The sequence below is a fragment of the Parabacteroides caecihominis genome (assembly GCF_023656785.1).
GTDB classification, from domain to species: Bacteria; Bacteroidota; Bacteroidia; order Bacteroidales; family Tannerellaceae; genus Parabacteroides; species Parabacteroides segnis.
Map to the genome: position 1 here is coordinate 365,652 of NZ_JAMOKS010000001.1, position 20,226 is coordinate 385,877.

At 41.9% G+C, this 20,226-nt stretch carries 12 protein-coding genes; 4 read left to right on the plus strand and 8 right to left on the minus strand.

Annotated elements, in window-relative coordinates; all coding sequences use genetic code 11:
- Position 1: 1 nt before the first annotated feature.
- The 4 genes from NBH14_RS01105 to NBH14_RS01120 all read left to right on the plus strand — a co-directional run bounded on the left by NBH14_RS01105 (position 2) and on the right by NBH14_RS01120 (position 4,931).
- Positions 2–1,513, plus strand: coding sequence for a SusD/RagB family nutrient-binding outer membrane lipoprotein (locus tag NBH14_RS01105; protein ID WP_186957989.1), 1,512 nt, complete (start codon positions 2–4; stop codon positions 1,511–1,513).
- Between the two features lie 133 nt (positions 1,514–1,646).
- On the plus strand, positions 1,647–3,131 hold the full coding sequence (locus tag NBH14_RS01110) for a cellulase family glycosylhydrolase (RefSeq protein WP_250817055.1): 1,485 nt from the start codon (positions 1,647–1,649) through the stop codon (positions 3,129–3,131).
- Positions 3,132–3,527: 396 nt separating this feature from the next.
- Positions 3,528–4,118 (plus strand): LytTR family DNA-binding domain-containing protein, encoded by a 591-nt coding sequence (locus NBH14_RS01115; RefSeq protein WP_186957991.1) that lies wholly within the window; start codon positions 3,528–3,530, stop codon positions 4,116–4,118.
- 126 nt (positions 4,119–4,244) lie between these two features.
- A complete protein-coding gene (locus tag NBH14_RS01120) occupies positions 4,245–4,931 on the plus strand; it encodes a BACON domain-containing protein (RefSeq protein WP_186957992.1) in 687 nt (228 codons plus the stop codon).
- Between the two features lie 136 nt (positions 4,932–5,067).
- On the opposite strand, the gene galA is transcribed toward NBH14_RS01120, so the two are convergent.
- The 8 genes from galA to NBH14_RS01160 all read right to left on the minus strand — a co-directional run bounded on the left by galA (position 5,068) and on the right by NBH14_RS01160 (position 20,179).
- The gene (gene galA, locus NBH14_RS01125) at positions 5,068–7,902 is read right to left on the minus strand and encodes a beta-galactosidase GalA (RefSeq protein WP_186957993.1); all 2,835 of its coding nucleotides are present in this window, start codon (positions 7,900–7,902) and stop codon (positions 5,068–5,070) included.
- Between the two features lie 153 nt (positions 7,903–8,055).
- Positions 8,056–9,111, minus strand: coding sequence for a glycoside hydrolase family protein (locus NBH14_RS01130; RefSeq protein WP_250817057.1), 1,056 nt, complete (start codon positions 9,109–9,111; stop codon positions 8,056–8,058).
- A gap of 220 nt (positions 9,112–9,331) precedes the next feature.
- Positions 9,332–10,981 (minus strand): RagB/SusD family nutrient uptake outer membrane protein, encoded by a 1,650-nt coding sequence (locus NBH14_RS01135; RefSeq protein ID WP_186957995.1) that lies wholly within the window; start codon positions 10,979–10,981, stop codon positions 9,332–9,334.
- A 14-nt stretch (positions 10,982–10,995) separates the two neighbouring features.
- Positions 10,996–14,340 (minus strand): TonB-dependent receptor, encoded by a 3,345-nt coding sequence (locus tag NBH14_RS01140; RefSeq protein WP_186957996.1) that lies wholly within the window; start codon positions 14,338–14,340, stop codon positions 10,996–10,998.
- 123 nt (positions 14,341–14,463) lie between these two features.
- Entirely contained in the window at positions 14,464–15,477 is a 1,014-nt protein-coding gene (locus tag NBH14_RS01145; RefSeq protein WP_186957997.1) for a FecR family protein, read from the minus strand.
- Positions 15,478–15,536: 59 nt separating this feature from the next.
- Positions 15,537–16,091: an RNA polymerase sigma-70 factor gene (locus tag NBH14_RS01150; protein ID WP_128133423.1), complete on the minus strand. Its 555-nt coding sequence runs from the start codon at positions 16,089–16,091 to the stop codon at positions 15,537–15,539.
- A gap of 49 nt (positions 16,092–16,140) precedes the next feature.
- The gene (locus NBH14_RS01155; protein WP_186957998.1) at positions 16,141–17,088 is read right to left on the minus strand and encodes an alkaline phosphatase family protein; all 948 of its coding nucleotides are present in this window, start codon (positions 17,086–17,088) and stop codon (positions 16,141–16,143) included.
- Positions 17,089–17,230: 142 nt separating this feature from the next.
- On the minus strand, positions 17,231–20,179 hold the full coding sequence (locus NBH14_RS01160) for a glycoside hydrolase family 2 protein (protein ID WP_186957999.1): 2,949 nt from the start codon (positions 20,177–20,179) through the stop codon (positions 17,231–17,233).
- Between the last annotated feature and the right edge of the window lie 47 nt (positions 20,180–20,226).

Sequence of the window (20,226 nt, forward strand, 5' to 3'; positions counted from 1 at the left end):
TATGATACGATATATATTAAAAATAACAACGCTGTTGTTTACCCTGGCATTTATTACTTCATGTGATTTTGAAGACAAGAATATTAGTCCCAACAGCAGTGGTACGATCAAGCCGGGTCCTTTACTTACCTATACGCAATTGAATACAAGTAATGAAGGATTGGCCAAAAGGACACAGGTGGGTTATTGCATGATGATGGTGCAGCAAACGGCTTCGCTGGATCTGAATGAGATGGCCGGGGATAAATACCTGGAGACGGAAACGTTGGGTATCTTTTTCACCACTATGTATTCAACGGTAATCAAGAATCTGCAAGAACTGATCAACCTGGTTGAAGACGACGGAACGATGGTTAATACGTATGCGGTTGCGCTGATATGGAAATCCTATCTGTTTCACCGGATTACCGACCTGTATGGCGATGTGCCCTATTCGGAAGCCGGAAATGGATACCGGACACAGAATTTCTATCCGAAATATGACAGGCAGAGCGATATCTACGCAGGTCTGGTCAGCGATATCGAAAAAGGCCTTTCCCTGCTGGACGAGACAAAAGAACCTGTCGAAGGGGATGTTTTATATGGGGGCGATATAACCCGGTGGAAACGTTTCGGCAACTCGTTATTGCTCCGTTTCGGTATGCGTATGGAAAAAGCGGATCCGGCCCAGTCCAGATCGCTGGTTACAAAAGCCGTTCAGGGAGGAGTCATGCAGTCGGCCGGCGATATCTGTATGGTTCAGCATGTGGAAGGTAAGGCATCGACTGAAAACCCGTTGGGATATGTATTCAAAAGTCATGGATTGCTGGTGAGCGGAGCCATAAAAATAAGCAAAACATTTATGGACCGTCTGAAAAGTACAAACGATCCGCGTATGCAGGTCTATTGTGCATTGCCGGACGGTGACACGGCCCGGGATAAGCAGAAAGGCTTGCCGAACGGATATGATCTCCTGACCATCAGTTCGGGCGATCCGACATATACCTCTTTGCCGGACTATTCAACATTTAATCCGGCTACCCTTCTCTTGCTGAATGCGCCAACTATTTACATGGTACATGCCGAAGTCGAATTGTTACAGGCAGAAGCTATCCTGAAAGGCTATATTTCAGGCGATGCAAAAGCACATTACGAAAATGCTGTCCGTTCCTCCATGCAACAACAGGCCATTTATGGGGATGCCGGAGTGATTCCGGAACAACAGATCGAGGAGTATCTTTCACAAGGATTATTTGAAAAAGCAACCACAACCGAAGAAAAACTGAATCTGATCGGAACTGAATTCTGGGTGGCAACCTTCCTGAACGGTTACGAAAGTTATGCCAACTGGCGGCGTACCGGTTATCCCAGGCTGACCCCTGCCAGTTACCAGAGCAGTCCGAATAAGGGGACGATACCGCTCCGGTTCAGATATCCGACGGAAGAATACAGTATTAATGAGGATAATGTAGCAGAAGCTGTCAATAATCAGGGTGAAGATAAGATGTCGACGGCTGTCTGGTGGGATAAATAATTAAACAACGTATTTTTAATCACTTAATAAACAAATGATGCACATAAACTGTAAATTAAAGCGACTCTTTTTATTTGCTGTTCTTGCAATAACAGCGAGTTGTCAGATAAACAAACCGGAGAAAATCGGCTTTTTGTCAACCGATGGTACGAGTTTTATCGACAATCAGGGGAGGACAGTGATTTTAAACGGATTGAATCATGTTACGAAAGTACCTGAAAACAGTTTTCTGTATGATGGCGATAAGGAATTATTCCGTCAGTTTAAAGAATGGGGATTTAACTGTATACGGTACGGACTTTACTGGGATGTTCTGGAACCGGAGCCCGGTAAAATTAACGAGGGATACCTGAAAGAAGTGGATAAACGGGTGAAGTGGGCGGAAGAAAATAATCTGTGGCTCATACTCGATATGCACCAGGATCTCTATGGCAGGAAATTTGGAAACGGCGCACCGCTTTGGGCAACACTTGACGAAGGACTTCCGCATGTAAAGGGAGATGTCTGGAGCGATGCGTATATTATGAGCCCGGCCGTGCAGAAGTCGTTTGATAACTTCTGGAGCAACAAGCCGGCTGAGGATGGCGTAGGATTACAGGACCATTATATCAATGCCTGGAAAACAGTGGCTGCACGATATGCCAATGCACCTTCGGTTGTAGGGTTCGATATCATGAATGAACCGTTTATGGGTACTTCCGGATTGCCGGCCTTTCAGAAATTATTGGAAGGATTTGCAGAAGTCCATGCTTCGTTGACCGGTGAGATATTGACCGAAGAGGCCATTATCTCCATGTGGAATACCGAAGATTCGCGTCTGGAAGCCTATGCGCTGCTGAACGACGGCAAAGTCTTTTCGCATGTAGTCAGCAAGATTTCACCCCTTGTCGACGAATTTGAGCAAGGCGCATTGAGCGATTTCTATCAGAGGGTGCGCGATGCAATCAGGGAAGTAAATACCAAACATATTCTTTTTCTTGAACATAATTTCTTTTGTAACCTGGGAGTGCCCAGCCGTTTCTGCATTCCGAAAGATAAAGAAGGACGTAACGACCCGCTTTGTGCTTACGCTCCCCACGGCTATGACTTGGTGACCGACTCCAAGGCTTCGATGTCGCAAGGGTACGGACGTCTGGATTTTCTTTTCCGGAGCATGTTCAAAAGAGGTGACGAATTGCAAATTCCTACACTCGTCGGCGAATGGGGAGCTTTCTATATGGGAGGAGATTATAAGGAACCGGCCATCCATATTATCAACCAGATCGAAAAAAGTAAAGCCGGCCAGACCTACTGGGCATTCTGGGAGGGAATTGATACACAGGATTATTTTAAATATGCCTTAGGCCGTTATTATCCGATGGCTATCAATGGGAAACTACTGGATTATTATAATGATTATCAGAGTAACAAATTCAGTTTCCGGTGGAATGAAGGTGATAAAAATGCGCTTACACGCATTTATGTTCCTAATATTTCCATGCTGAAAGATACGGAAAGGATAAGTTTGAATCCTTCATCTTCTTTTTCAATCATTCCGATCGGTAAAACTAATGCAGGATATCTGGAAATTCAGCCGGCAGGGGGAGAAAGACTTTTGACTCTTCCGGTTATCGAGTAATTTAATAAAAGGAATACACAGAGGACTTTTTTTTGATTATCAATCCTCTGTGTATTTGTTTAACATTATTGGAGTTCTAAATTTAGTATATTTGCCAAACATTTGATCAGGATTTTCTTTATGAAGCAAGTATACAAGCAAATAAAACATTCTCTATCCGCGCCTTTTACCTACTTAAGTACATGTAAGGACAGGACTTTCTTTGCCATTGGGATGTTTGTTTTTCTCAATCTCTTTCTATATCTCTTCAACCCGTTTAATATCTATAACTGGTTAGGATATTTAATCAACTTATCGCCGCTAAAGAAACTGTCGCTCTTAGGGTTTGTGTTAGTCTGCGCCCTCGTGATAGGGGCATCCCAGTATATTCAATACCGGTACTTTAAAAACCGGCAAATGAAAGTCTATCATGTCCTGGTCGGTTTTGGTTTTGATGTTTTGCTGGGAACGTTGATCCTGAGTTCTTTATATGCGACTCCGTCCGATTTCTTCCTGTTGGAGTTTCTAGAGTCATTGAGGATCATATTCCTGTCTTTATCCTTGTGGTATTTTTTCGGTCTGACAATACTGACATTGTATAATGTGTCGAAAGAAAAAAACGTTATCCCTGTCGTGCAGGAGAATATTCCCGTTATTCAATATGAGTGCATCAATGTATGCGATGAAAACGACCAGCTCCGTCTTTCCATTAAACCTAAGAACCTGCTCTATTTCGAGTCGTGCGACAATTATATCGTTGTTTATTATTATAAGGACAATATTATAAAGAAAGAGCTGGTCAGAAATTCATTGAAGAATATTGAGCAAGAGATGCAAAAATACAATTGCATCCGATGTCATCGTTCCTATATAATAAACTTGCAGAATGTTTTTTCCATAAAAAAGAACGGTCGGTCGTACGAAATTAACATGGGAGGGAGTAATACGCCGATACCCATTTCGCGTGGATACATAGATACCGTCAAAGAGTTGCTCATCCAAAAATAAGCCTGTTACCCGTTTATACCAAAATAGGTGTATCTACCCCTGAAACGGCCTCCAATACTTTATTGTTCATATCTTCGACCCAGATTAAATGATCTGAGTATTTCACATTTTAAATTTAAGAAGCATATGAAAAAAGTATTATTTTTAGGCGTATTGTTAGCCTTGTTAACTGCATGTGGAAGTGATGATGATGATCCGGTTCCAGCATTAAGTGTATCGACCGGTGAAGTAACACTGGAAGCAGGTGACGTAGAAACGACCATCGACGTAAAAGCGAATTCAACGTGGAATGTATCTTCCGCTGCAACCGACTGGTGTACGGTAAGTCCCGCTTCGGGAACCAACGACGGTCAGTTTACAATTAAGGTTACGGCAAATCCGGACATGCAGGACAGATCTACCACTGTAACGGTTAAATCTCCTACATTGGAAAAAGTGATCACGGTTAAACAGGATCCGGCCTCTCTTGAATCACTGCTGGAAGGCAAATGGATACTGGATAAGCAGACCAGCCCCGAACCGGCTTTCGACGTGATGGTTGGCATTACACTTGAACTGAATTCAGATAAGAGTGCCGTTGCCGTTATAGACAGATATGTTACGCCGGAACTCCATATCGGGACACTGGAAGGAACATGGAGCATTTCCGGACAGACGCTGACTCTTTCATCCACTATAATGGATATACCGACAAATATTACATTTGAAATAGGCCAGGTGTCTGCTGATACATTCCAGTCTTCTATGAAGATAAGTATACCGGGACTGTTACCGGCCGACGGACTTCCTGTCATTATCAACAGAGAGAAATAAAGCGACCGCTCCCTTATATCAATGTCATAAAGTTAAGGATAGTGACGGATGAATGTCCCGAAGGGTTCAATTGTGAATAGCCCCCGGTGAAGCCGGGGGCTATTCACAATTGAACCCTTCGGGTCCTGCGTCGCTACTATTTTGTAGCCCGCTTTGTCCGGACTGTTACATTTCCTTTTAGACCGACGGCTTCGCCTGTCGTACCGTTCAGCAGAACGCGCAGGTCACATCTCTCTTTTACGGCAGGGAATTCAACGGTGAAGTCTTCTTCCTTATCTGTCGTTTTGGAGCCGATCAATTGGCCGTTCAGCCAGATTTCGGCTTTTCCTGTCAGTTGTTTGAACAGGATGCTTCCGCCTTCTTCCCGATGGGCCTGGTAAGGATTGAATGTCGCACGTAAAATAACGAAATTGGCATTCTCCAGTTTGATCAGATCGCCGCCTGAAATAGGTTGCCAGCTGTTCATATCGTTATCGGCTATCTGGCGGGTGGCGTCGGGTTTATCGGTGGAAAGGGGAGAGGCTACCCATCTGTTCAGCAACATCGGTGGAAATTCTGGTGCGACGGATGAGACAGGGGCTACCTGATCGGCATTGATCGTGATGGTTGCCGGCTTCAGTCCCGGAGTTGAGGCTGTCAGGGTGATTGGACCCGAACCTTCCTTGCTCTGGATGATAACTTGTGCGAGGCCGTAGAACAGGCTGCGTTTGTTGCCCTTTTCAGGCTCGTGGCAGTTAGGATTTCCATTGCCCAGACCAATGATTTCGGCAGGTCCTGTCAGGGTGAATTCCATCATATTGTTGGCTGTCGGTACGTGACGACCTTTGGAATCTACTACCTCTACAGTGATTGGCATAGCATCCCGGCCATCACCTGCCAGGCTGTTACGGTCGGGCGTCAGGCGAACCTGGACAGGTTCTTTGGTCGTTTCCACTTTCGTGCGTGAAACGATCTTTCCGTTTTTATAGCCGATCGCTTCCAGTTTGCCCGGTTTATAGGGGACAGACCAGGTATTCATTTCGTACGGGTCTACCGTCTGTTCGGAGATTTCTTTGCCGTTCAGCAATAGTTTTACCTTATCGGCATTGCTTAAAGCCATTACTTTGATAGGTTTTCCGATAGAATCGGCCGGCCAGTTCCAATGGGGAACCAGTTCCAGGACGGGTTTATCTTTTACCCATTGTGCCTGGTGCAGGTAATAAGCCATTTTGGGGAATCCGCATAAGTCCATGATACCGAAGAAAGAGCTGACGGAAGGCCATCTGAACGGAGTCGGTTCGCCATGATAATCGAACCCGGTCCAGTAGAAACAACCGGCCATCCAGGGACGCTCTGCCACAGCTTTCCAGGCTCTGCGGTGGGTTGCACCCCAGTCGGCGCATTGTGTATCGTATGAATCCATCAGGTTTTTCGATCTGTCCGTGACGTATTCACCCCGGATCATAAAGGCGGAGCCGTCTTCTGAGCTGGTCAGGGGCAGGTTCGGATTTTCTTCGTGGAAACGGTCGTAGCTTTCGATCTGATAATTGAACCCACCTACATCTACGGCTTGCGATACATTGTATTCGGAGAAGAATCCTCCGTTCATAGCGGCTGTTATGGGGCGTGTCGGGTCCATCTTCTTAACGACGTCGTACATGCGGCGAACCATTTCGTACCCGTTTTCAGTTCCCTGCATCGGCTCTTCATTGAATACCGACCAAAGGATTACGCTCGGGCAGTTACGGTCGCGACGGACCAGCCATTCCAGTTGGCGTACATATTCAGGTGAAGTATTGAACAGTCTGTTTTCATCCAGTACCATAATCCCCATACTGTCGCAGGCTGCCATAAACTCTTTGGCGGCCGGATTGTGGGCAACCCGATAGGCATTGACACCCATTTCTTTTAGTTTGCGGAGGCGGAACTCCCATAAAGCGTCGGGCACGGCTACGCCCACTCCGGCATGGTCCTGATGGTTACAGACGCCTTTTATCTTGATGTTCTCCCCATTCAGCCAGAAACCGGTATTGTTATCGAAACGGATGGTCCGGAAACCGCATCTGGTTTCAGCTTCGTCCGTTACAGCACCGTTCTGTTTGACCACTGTTTTGACTTTATAAAGGGCGGGACTGTCCGGTGACCAGAGTTGAGGGGCTGAAACTGTCATTGACAGGCTGGCGATTCCTTCTCCCAATGCTCCGACAGAGAGTTTTTGGGTTTGTGTCGTGATTGACTTGCCATCGGGAGCAAACAAGGAAACTTCTACTTCGCTATTGGCCGGGTGTTTGCCTGCGTTATATAAGGAAACTTCTACAGGTATTTCCCACTGGCTTTCGGTTTTTTTGACAGGATTAGCAAACACGCCGTCGGTGATGATATGCAGCGGCGAACGTTTTACCAACCAGGTATGGCGGTAAATACCGGCTCCTTCATACCACCAGCCTTCCTGGGCATCCGCATCTACACGTACGGCAATAGTATTTACATCGTCACCATAAGTGGCGTAGGGCGTGATGTCGATATACATGGACGTATAGCCGCACCAGTTGCGATGCAGTACGGTTCCGTTCACCCAAATCGTTGCATGCGTGGCGATACCGTCAAACTGTATTTCCAGATGTTTCCCTTTATCTTCGGGAGACAGTTTGAATTTACGGCGGTACCAGCCGAAACCACGGTTATAGTATCCTTGCGAGAGGTTGGCTTCCGGATCGACGTTCCCTTCAATTGCCCAATCGTGCGGAAGGTCTACGATGCGCCAGGAAGAATCGTCGTAGTTCGGCGAGGCAGCCCCGCTTACATATCCGGCTTTGGCGTTCCGGTAAGTGGCATTGTGCCCTTTGATAACGGGGTAGGGAATGTCTCCCTGATGGAAACTCCAGCCTTTATCCAGGGACAGGACTTCGCGCGGTGTTACTTTTTCCTGTGCGCTGATGTATTGGGACAGGAAAATACATAAAAGGATTAGGATTCTTTTAGATGTTGTCATGATATATTACTTGAATTTTAAGCTTAAAGAAGAATACAAATTTAGGTAAAAGTTCTTTTAAGATTAATAGCATGACAAAAATAGTGCATTTACTTTGAGTTTTGTTTGATATGAACGAAAAAAACTCCGCAAACGTTTGCGGAGTTCATATGTTTATTTTCCATCATTCCATTCTATTTTGAATACATATGATTTGGAAACAGGGCCACTTTCGAGATTTACATCTCCTACTGCATATAAATAAGTCGGTTTACCATCTATCTTTAATATGGCCGGTCTTTCCAATTTGCCGGAGGTACTTCTAACAAATAAACCGGGGGTCTTCATTAATTTCTCCTGATCGGATTCAGTTCCCCAATAATCAAAAAGTGTACCCATAGCTATTTTGGCATCTTTCAGTTTAAATTGCAAACCGTCCTTTGATTCCCAGAGGATTAAATTGCCGAACACTCCTGTATTTTTACCAAAATTATCCGTAGTCAGTAAATAATATTTTCCATCAGTAGCAAAGGCCTGGGCATCTTCTATATATGAGATATTGTCTGTAACAGGTGCATCGCATAATTGATAAGGTCCTTCCAGTTTATCTGCTACTGCATATCCATAGCTATGATTGGCTTTTGCATGAGGTTGGGTGATACAACTGAAGTAGATGTAATACTTATCCCTGATCTTCAGAAAGGCGGGATTGCAAACGCCGATTTTAGCATTGTGTGTCCAGTGAGATGGATCTGGTGAAGCATCCAGCATGATACCTTTATTGTTTCCTGCAAATAGCCATGGACCATCCAGCTCATCGGCTGTCATCATTCCGATTCTCATTTGTCCGGGTTTGGAAGGATTCTGACAAATATATAAAAGAACATATTTGTCATCGACATATTCCAGTCGAGGGTTGTGAGGGGCCACCATTGTTGAAGGATCAGCAAACATCTCTGATTTCAATATGGATTGTACATATCTGAATGGACCTTCAGGGCGGTCAGCGATAAAATGGGCGATTTCAGCATTTTTTTCGCTCCAACCTTCCATGCCTTCCGCTTTGGGCCATCTACTGCTGAATATGTGTACTTTCTTATCTTTTCCGATAATAGGGGAAACGCACCAGTTGAACCAACCTTTTTCTTCTACAGCAGGTCCGATAAACTTGGCTGTCAGTGCCATTTGTGAATAGGGTAAATTCAGTGTTTTTCCCTCTGCAGACTTCAATGTTCTTTCTTTTGTTTTTTTCTTACCGGAAAGAGGAGAAAGTAGTAAAAAACAGGATAGGAATATCCATATTATTTTAGTTAATGAACGATTCATTTTTTATTATTTGTTTATTGTAATTGAAAGAGATGTGTTAAAAGTCAGTATTGTGTCATTCCGAATTACTTTGTCACGACCAAATACATTTTTAACACATCCTTATTTTATCGGAATGTTTTTGTTAGTCTGTCCATCCCGGATTCTGTATTAATTTAGAATTTTTCGAAATCTCACTTTGAGGTATCGGCATAAAATACATTTTCTCAGAGAAAACAAGTGGGACTGCTTCTACTGGTTCGTATTTATAGCTAAATGTACCGTCTTTTTCTTTGGTTATCACTACTCCGGTGTAATTTCTGTTGTTCAGTTTTGTTTCTGCTAATTTCCACCTGCGTAAATCCCAATAACGGTGATGTTCAAAACATAGTTCTACATAGCGTTCGTTTCTAATCAATTCTCTCATCTGTTCTTTTGACAGTCCTTCCTGTAAATCTGTTGTAATACCTGCACGTTTTCTTATCTTGTTTAATGCAGCATAGATTTCCGGGGTAGGACCTGTCGCTTCATTCTGAGCTTCTGCGAAATCCAATAGAATTTCTGCATAGCGGAATATAATCCATGGTTGTACGCTTCCGTACCAATAACCATAAACCTCGTTATTCGGGTCAACGGCCTTTACTGTCATATATCCGGTATAGGTGGTGTAAATCTGATAAGCCGGAGTTCCTTGCGGGTTATCGTAGTCATTTCCACCTTGGTAAATATTCAGGACATAATTACGATTTAATTTTCCCCCTTGCATACCAGATACAACAGCTTGATTATATGCAATGTCTGCATAAAATCGGTCGTCTCTTCCTTCATACGGGTTAATAGGATCATATCCGGAACCTTCTTCGTTGATCAGTTTTCCATTTTTCATAGGGAAAGCATCGATCAATTCCTGTAGGGGTGAACAATGACCGGCGTCGCCGTTTGCTAAATCTAGTGTTTTTACGGCACAATCCCAGCCATGAGATACATCAGGCATTCCGTATTGTCTTTCAAGAATTATTTCACGATGAGTTTCGGACATGTCTAGCCATAACTGTTTCAAATCCGGATATAAGTCGTATTTACCTAAGTCTATTATGGCTTTTGCAGCATCGGCTGCTTGTTGCCATTTAGATGCATCGTTATTTTCATTGTATAATGGACTTGCCAGATATAGCAGAGTTCTTGCTTTGAGAGATAGCGCAGCTCCTTTTGTGATTTTGCCTCGTTCTGCATTCAAAGGGAGGTCATCTGCTATTCCATTCATTTCATCAATAATGAACTGAAAACAATCATTCAACGAATTGCGGGGAACTTCCAGATCGGAGTTGAGGTCCTGGGGCTCTGTCAACAAAGGAACTCCTCCATATCTTTTTATCAGGTCAAAATAGAGCATAGCCCTGATAAAACGTACTTCTGCTGATGTGGTTGCTTTTAACTCTTCTTCGACGGGAGCACTGGTAATGTTCATGAGAAAATCATTGGCAACACGGATGTATTGGTAAGAGAAACTCCAGTTATCCATCGGGTTACTTGCTTCATTCCATTCTCCCTTTAAAATCAGATCAGGAGAAGAACTGGGGAAATTATCACGGGCCTCATCTGATATATTATTATATATGTTATGATCCCAACCCGGTAACTTGATATATAAATGGTTTACATACATTTGTATCAATGCCGGATCGTTCCAGACATCTGTTGAACTTATATTGGACGGATTCTCTACGTCCAGATCAACACAAGAACTTAAAGAAAAAAGTGCGGTTGACGCTATAATAAAATATTTACGTAACATATATTCTTTCTGTTTTAAAAATTCACATTCAAACCAATACTGAACGATTTCTGTTGTGGATAATATGCTCCGGTTCCTGAACCAGCTTCCGGATCAAATCCTTCCAATGGACTCCACGTCAGAATATTCTGTCCTGATATATATACTCTCAAATGATTGATATCCCAGTTTCTGATAGAGAATTTAGGAAGTGTATAGCCTAATGTAATTGTTTTCAGACGTAGATAGGCCGCATTTCTTAACCAGAAGTCTGAGTTTCTATCATTAATAGCTCTGGTTCCGACCCACATTTGAGGATATTCTGCACTTGTATTATTAGGAGACCATGCGTCTTTCAAATATAAATAAGAGTTACCGCCACCAGAGAAGGTTACACGGGCTCTGCTTGATAGCATGATGTTTCTTGCAGCAGCACCTTGTAACAGGAAACCGAAATCAAAGTTGTTCCAAGTTGCATCTCCTGATAAACCGAACATTAACCGTGGCATATTACCATTGTCGGATAGTACGGTTTGGTCCCGACTGTCAATTATTCCGTTTTGGTCAATATCTTCATATTTAATATCACCGGCCATTGAATTTATACCGAATTGTTGTCCGCCCATCCAGCTTTCTGCTTCTTCTTTGCTTTGGAACAAGCCTAAAGATTTATAGCCATAAACGAATCCCAATGGTCGGTCTATTTGTTTTTCATAATCCATTGCATTGGCAGGGTCATCAATTTTAGTAACCCGGTCTTTAGCGTAACTGGCCGTAAAACGCAGATTGTAGTTTACTTTTTCTACTTTGTTGTTATGTGTTAATGAAATTTCAAAGCCTTTGTTAATCATTGAGGCGTAATTTTCGTTCGGCAAGCTTCTTCCGAATGTTCCCGGAACAGAGCGGACACGGCTCCATAAAATGTTTCGTGTATCTTTAATAAAATAATCCACTTCAACTCCCAGTTTTCCATTCCAGAAATCGGCATCAATACCTACATTATAATTATTTGCTGTCTCCCAGGTAATATTTGAGTTTGGAAAAACGCCATAATAAATTAGTGATTGTGCTGTGTTATTATAATATGGTCCACTGTTGGAAGTGAGAACATATGAATCCTGCCACTGGTAAGGATCGACTTTGTCGTTACCTACCTGGGCAAAAGAAGCACGGAGTTTTACATTAGAGATAAAGTCCAGCGAACTGTTTCCTCTGAAGAAATTTTCTTCGGAAATGCGCCAACCAGCAGATACAGCAGGGAAGAACCCCCAGCGTTTGTTTTTAGGGAAAATATAGGAAGCATCCGCACGAAAAGAAGCTTCAAACAGGTATTTTGTATCTAAAATATATCCTAATCGGCCGATGAAACCTTTACGTGCATCATTAATTTTACTATTACCTGTTAAACTTTGATTCAAAGAGCCGCTTACAAATAGTTCATCTTTGGAGTTTATAGGAAAATCTCTTTTCGTTCCGCTAAAAGAATCTCCGGATGATTGGTTCTGTTCGTATACTAATAAGCCTGAAAAATCATGTTTTCCTATTGTGCGTTGATAGTTTAATCCAAGATTCAGGAATGTAGAATAAGTCTGGTTGAAACTTTCTGTCAATGTGGTTTTTCCTCCTTCTCCACCGGAAGTTTTTGTTCCGATTACATTTCCGTTTTCATCTTCAGAATAGAGTGTATAAGGAGTAGAGAATGCCTTTCCGAAATCATAATATTTGCCGAAAGAAACATTCCCATTAGCAGACAGACCTTTCGTGATTGCATCCAGTTTGAGATTTACGGTTATTGTTCCTTGGAATGTATTATATTTTGTCTGATTGTATCCGGAATGATATATTTCTTCGACAACATGTTCTCCGGCTGTATTGACCGGTCTTCCACTCGGATAATATGGACTTAATGTTGGTGGCACTCCTACGTGTTGGAATAGGGCGGTAGAGCCTACAGCAGGGGTATCTTTTATTTCATAACGTCCATCCAAACTAACGCCGACACGTAATATTTTGGTAATGTCTGCATCGATATTCGAACGAAATTTATAAGCTTTGTAATTAATGTTATCATACATACCATCCTGATCCAGCATTCCCATGGAAAGAAAGTATTTGACAATATCGGTTCCACCATTTATGGTGATATTGTGATTATGCATTAATGACAGTTTTTTGAAGGAGGCGTCATACCAGTCACCGCCTGCTTGTCCAGTTTTGTATTTTTCGATAGCTTCATTTGTGTAATAACGACTGGCATGTGCAGGGTTATTACGATCGTATCCCATATTATCCAGAGCTATATTGGTATATGTAGCATATTCGTATGCATCCATTAATTCCGGATACATGGTCGGACTTTGGGAGGAGACTGTGCCATTGTAGGTAATACTGAATTTTTCTTTTTTGCCACGTTTTGTGGTAACCAGAAATACTCCGTTATTTGCACGTGCACCGTATACAGCAGCTGCTGCGCCATCTTTCAAGACAGTAATGCTCTCAATCTCATTCGGGTCAAATGCGTTGAAACTGTCACGGGGAATTCCGTCTACTACAATTAAAGGAGTGTTATTTTTCAATGTACTATTACCTCGAATACTCAGGGTTGATCCGGAAGCGGGTTCTCCGCTTGAGTTTAGGGCCATAACTCCCGGCATACGTCCGGCAACAGCATTGGAAAGGTTGGCAACCGGTGTTTGTACCAACGCTTTTCCGTCTATTGCAGCAACTGCGCCAGTCAGGTTTATCTTCTTCTTGGTCCCATATCCAACGACCACGACTTCTTCCAGATTCTGAGTATCTTCAACGAGCTGGATAGCTAATGATGTTTTATTTCCAACTGCTATATCCTGTGTTAAATAGCCGATATAGGAAATCTGGATCTGAGCATTCGCCGGTATTTCTAAGGTGAAATTTCCATCAATATCTGTAATGGTACCTCTGGAAGTGCCTTTCACGGTGATATTGGCTCCAATGATTGGTTCGCCGTTTTTATCGGTGACATTACCCTTGATTTGTTTATCTGGTGTCGATACCTCTTTCTTTTCAGCGAGAGGGAGGATCAGAATATGCCCTGCTTTAATTTTAAAAGTCAGGCCGCTTCCGGCTAATACTTCTTCTAATGTTTTTGACAAGGTTTTATTCTGTTCTTTGATTACAACCTGTTTGTTGATGTTTAATTTACTCTGGTTGTAGTCGACAGACAGGTCTGTTTGCTTCTCTATCTCCTGAAAAACTTTTTGTAAAGTAGTAGTTCCTTTGGGAAGACTGATTTTTTGATTTTGACCGAAAACGCTCCCTGATGCAAGCAAACTGAGAGCAAGTATAAATATTTTACTATTTTTTATAGGTACGACCAGTACCCTTTTATAATTAAAAGTCATACTTTTGTGTATTAGATTTTTACTGTGAATGTTGATAAATTCTTAGATGTTTTATTTCAAAACAGAGTGAAGTCTATTTCGGATGCCGGAAAGCTGCTGTGAGAGGTACTTTCCGGTGTCTTTTTATTTGCGTGCCACCTCCTTTCCGGCCTTAAACAGAAGGATTTCTTTTCCTTCTATTTTGTAGTTGATATTTCCTGCCAGTTGAGCGAATATATACATGGCGTCTTCTATTGTTTCATGTTGTTTAAATTTCATCGTAAATAAGTCGGACGTGCTTATTTCCGGACTCAGTTTGATCTGGACGTTATATTTACGTTCCATTGTAGTCAGTATCTCATGCAGCGGTTGATTGGTAAACTTTAGTTCTCCCTGTGTCCAGGCTGAACAATCGCTGGCTTCAACCCAATCGATACTGAATGTTTCGTCTTGGCTATTATAAATCACCTGTTCATCCGGTTTCATGATTATGGATTTTTCGGGAGCCTCGTTTTTATAGATTTTGACGGAACCATGTTCCAGTGTTGTGGTGATGCGATCATTATCCGGATAAGATTCTATGTTAAATTTAGTACCCAGGACTTCTACTTTCAAGGGACCTGTACTAACGATAAAAGGTTTGTCCGGATTTTTGGCAACTGTAAAATTGGCTTCTCCGCTTAGGTAAACGGAACGTTTCTTTTTTGAAAACTCGCGGGGATAAATGAGTAAACTCCCTGAGTTAACCTGGATAACCGATCCGTCTGGCAACTGGATGCTTTCCTGCTTGCCATTGGGAACGTAGCATTCTATCATTTCGGGTTCTGCATATTCATTCTTTGTTAACCACCAGGCAGCCGTACCGGTTATTATGGGTATGATAAGAATAGCAGCGTAACGTAGTAAGCGGGTCCGTAAAGATATTCTGACGGCAGGGTGATCCGTGTGATGGATTTTTTGCAAGGTCGCATGGAAAGACTGACGTGTATTCTCATCTGCTTCCGCCTTTGTTTCCAGCCATATTTGACGCATGGCCGTTTCTTTTTCCGGAATATCTTTGCTGCTGATAATCCAGTTTCTTATAATGGGACGATATTTTGACGGAACCGTGTGGTCTGCCAGACGCCGTAATATATTATAAACTTTGTTTTTTTCCATCTCACTATCTGTTTATAATAGTAAGACTACAAAAAAGAAAAACACACGTAGTCTGTTTTCTAAAAAAATAGCATTAAAACAGAAATAACTTTACGCAGGTCGGTGAGGGCGGCAGATATATGTGTTTCTACGGTCCGTTTACTGATGTTCAGCTGAAAAGCTATTTCATCATTACTAAGCCCCTGTTTACGGCTCATGCAGAAAATTGCCTTACGTTTGGGAGGCATTTTTTCAATGGTGACCTCTATCAGTTCTTCCAGTTCTTTGGCAAAAACGATCTCTTCCAGTTCCTCTACAGACGCAATATGGAATGACTCTTCCATGGGAATTGTATTCGGAGAATAAGAACGGTCGAGGTATGTATAGAGTGTATTTTTGGCTATCCGGTAGAGATAAGCATTTAGATTTTCAACTTCTGCAAGCGACAGTCGGTTTTGCCACAATTTAACAAAGACATCCTGTGCCAGGTCTTCTGCTTCTGCTTCAGAATCCAGAAAACCGGACAGGAATAGCTTCAGCTTAGGAAAATAAAGCATGAATAAACTTTCAAATGCTTTTGCATCTCCGTGGCTTAAATTTGTTAATAGTATGCGCTCCGTATCTGTATTTTGCATGAGGTGAAATCTATCTTCTTTTTTTAATTCTGTCAATAAGGATAGATTATTATTTGAATATGGATTTTATCACTTCTCCGGTCCATGATAAAGGCTGTTTTATCTTGAATAGATGCAGGATGACGGCTGCGGTGTTTACTGTGTTATTGGGTTCTGTGATTTTGAATTCTTTTTTGATACCCGGACCAGTGATTCCCCAGGGAACGATCATTTCATCGGTGCTTACCCCGCCGTGTCCGTAGTTTATGCCGCCGTGGTCTGTAAGGAACATGAAATGGGTATCTTTGTATAATCCTTCCTGTTTCATTTTTTCGATAAATCGTCCGATTTCTACGTCGGCTTCTTCAATGGAGCGAATATATTCGGGTGACATCCATTTGTATTTATGGCCGGCATGGTCGGTATGGACGGAATAGAGGAAAACCAGTGTTGGATCTGTCCGGTTGGCTTTCAGGAAAGAAAATGCTTTTTCGTAATTCGGAACATAGGCATCCTCTTCCAGATAACTTACTTCATCCAGATATTGTTTGTTATACGGATAAAAAAGGTTGATCCAGTTGTAATAAAAGGCTGTTTTCATTTGTGGGATGGCTTCTTTCAGTACCTTAAAGACAGAAGGGTAGTAACCTGCGCTGTCTTTTTCGATTGCAGGCAATGTGAATTTAGAGATTTCCCAGCTATTATCCACTACGCCGTGCTGTTCAGGGCCGCTTCCGGTCAGATGACTGGTCCAGTTTGGCAGCGTTACCGAAGGCATGACCACGCGTGTATCGAGAGAAAGGGAGCCTTCTGCCATTAATTTATCCAGGTTTGGAGTTTTTGCTTTCAGGTATCCTTCAACACAGATGCCGTCAAGCGAGATCAGGACGATACGTTTCGCAGCGCGTGCATTTGTTTCTGTAGGGATTGCTGCCACGGGGCGGGAGATAGAGGCGGTACCCAATGCAACTGCGCCAACTAATCCCTGTTTAAAGAAACTTCTTCTTGAGTTTTTCATGTTTTCTTATATTATTATTGTATAGCAAAAGTCTGTCATCGTATTTATTCCCAGATAGAAAGGAACAGCCTCCAAAAATAATGAAATATATTATTGGAGGCTGACTTTGTCTGAAAAAGCTACGCAAAGGTTTGCGTAGAAGTTATTTGAAGTTCATTTGTATCCATCCGGCCACATCGCCATCTTCAGCAATATAAGCATCCAGATATTTTGTTCTGTTCGCATCATAATTCAGATAAAATTCATTGCCGGAATCGGAATAATTGGCTATTAAGAAAGAGACATATTCAGGTAGTATCCATGCTCTTAAATGTTGCTTTCCATTTGATTCAATGTTTATAGTGTCACCTCTCTCATTTATGAAATTTCCGGTTATTATATGCTGTTTGGTTGATCTGAAATCATTGGAGCCATACTCATTACCGTCTTTACTGAAACTGTGTTTAGGAATGTCTCTTCGTTTCAGATATTTACTTGAAGTTTCCGGATAAAATGCTTTAGCAATGCCTTCTGTACGTCCGATATGGTCATCAGGGTAAGTACTCCAAAGAGATTTTCGTTTCCAGCCCAATGTGTTATATTCCTTAGGAAGATTGAACCCTATCCCGATCTGACGAATTCCATTGCCGATTTTGAAAATATTCAATACGTAGTCGATTCTGAGTCTTTTTCCATTATCAATGGAATAGACCAATTCTACCGGATTTACGCCATACTTACCGTGTATTGTAATTGAGATACCCTTCTCTGTGTGTGTCAAATATTCGGATTCAAGTGTCCAATTGGTTAGAGGACTGGAAGTAAAACCTATCTCTTTTTCCGAACGCTCCTGCGGTATGTAATCAATTACTTCATTCTCTTTTAAATGAGGAATGGCATACATGTTTACTGGTCCGGTTATAATTTTTTCTCCTTTTTTCTTTATAGAGACTAGTGTTCCGCTTGTCCGGGAAAAAGTGTACTGAATATCTTTTGAAGTAATCTGGTATGAAGAATCTGTGGAAATGACTTTTACATCTCCTTTCGCTAACTCAGGCATGGGATAATAAGGTGAATAGTTTCTTGGAACTTTCCAAATAGATAGATCAAAACCTCGTCGGTCTCTCATAGTGATTGTGAGAGTGTCCCCTTTTACACAATGAGGTATGCGGAGAGTACCCTGCATTCCGGGTGCCATATCGACTTCTACAGTTCCTTGCCGGTTCATATCTTTCCATAATATTTCTATTTGGTTGGCATTTTGTGTGTTGTATCGATTTTCCAAAGTGACCAGTGTTTCGTTATTGGAACTCTGGAAATGTTTGCTAGTCACAATAATAGGAGAGTAACTCATTTTCATATGCCAGAATTCCGGTTTTTCCCTTCTGAATCCATCGACTACTCCCCAAGGACCATATCCACAGGGCCTGTTTCCTTTGGGATAATACATTTCGTCGGTACATCCCCAGATACCTAATCCGGTAATGGAGGGGGATTCCTGAATAAAATCGACAAAATATTTAAGATAATCCCCCCACATATCCCTTAATCCCGGATCTGTTATGTTTTCGGAAGTGTTATAGCAATTCAAGTGGAGTGCCTCTCCGAATATGATCGGGCGGAAATAATTTTCAAATGCCATTAGCCCTTTCCAACCCGGATAATGTTTGGCTCCGATATCAGTAGCTTTTATGATTCCGTGAGTTTCCGAATGGGAAAATTTAACTGGAATATTAGGAGTTAACTCCTTTGCCAGAAGTAAACTATTGTAAAATTTAGGTTTCCATTCGCTTTCATTACCTAAAGACCAAAGTAAGATACAAGGATGCGACCGGTCTCTGATCACCATTGATTTGAAACTATAGAAAATTTGACTGATTCTTTCATATGAATCTTTTCCGGACTCCCAGCAAACAGGCGCTTCGTCTTCTACAAAGATACCATATCGGTCGCATAGATCTAACATGTAACTGTCCGGAGGATAATGTGATGTACGGATATAATTGCAATTGGCGTTCCGTAATTGTTCAATATCTCGGCGGAGGGAAGCCGTATCTTTTATGGCACGTCCATCGTAAGCAGAGATATCGTGGCGGGCAACACCTCTTAATTTAACAGGAAGATTGTTTACATACAAGATGTTTTCTTTGATTTCTATTTTTCTAAATCCGAAATTTCTTTTTATGACTTCTGTCTTTTTGTTGTTCTCAAAAAGAGATATTTCTATGGTATATAGGAAGGGAGTTTCTGCATGCCACAGTCTAGGTGCATTAATGATAATGGGACTCAACTGGTTCAATCTGTTTTCTTGCCGGTAAACCTCTTTTCCTGTTATTGGCAATCCTTCTATGCCTCTTTCCATTACGACAATTTCGATTTTGGGATTTTTCTGTTTACCGGATAATGAAATATGCGTATTTAATATACCTTGTCCTAAATCATCGGATAATTGCGCTTCACAATATAAGTCGTTAATATGAGTTTGAGGAACGGCGATTAATTCAACACCACGCAATATACCTCCGACTTGGTGTTTGGCGTAATGAGATATTTTTGATATTTCACTGGCCAGCGATTCACTACGTACGTAAATGAGTAGTTGATTTTTTGCAGGAAGAAGGAAATGTGTTAAGTCTTTTTCGAACTGTGTCATCGAACCTGTATGTTCTCCTACATATTTCCCATTGAGATATATTCGGCATTCGCTTTCAACGGCACCGAAACGGATCAGTGTTTTTTGATTTTCCCAGTCGATAGGAAGTTCGAACTCCTTGTAATATCCGGCCCACTTCCCGGATTCAACTTGAAATGATTCCATGTACCATTCCGAGGGAACGGAGATCGGTTCCCATTCGAAATCAGGTTTACTAATCCCGTTAGGTATGTCCTCCACATTTTTCGTGAATAACCAATCCCCGTTCAATGAGATTGTTGGTTGACTGGTTCCTTTTACGTATATGGGAGTTGGAGTATGTATGATCTTGCTTTCTTTGTTTAAAATAGGGTATAATGTCTCTACTGTTTTGAATGTGAATATAGAGTCATTTGGGTGGGCTTGTGTAAAAGAATATAATACACTTATGCCGATGATAAGTAATAATTTATTTTTCATTTGATTATAGTTATTGATATGTATTCAAAGAAACAATAATTATTTAA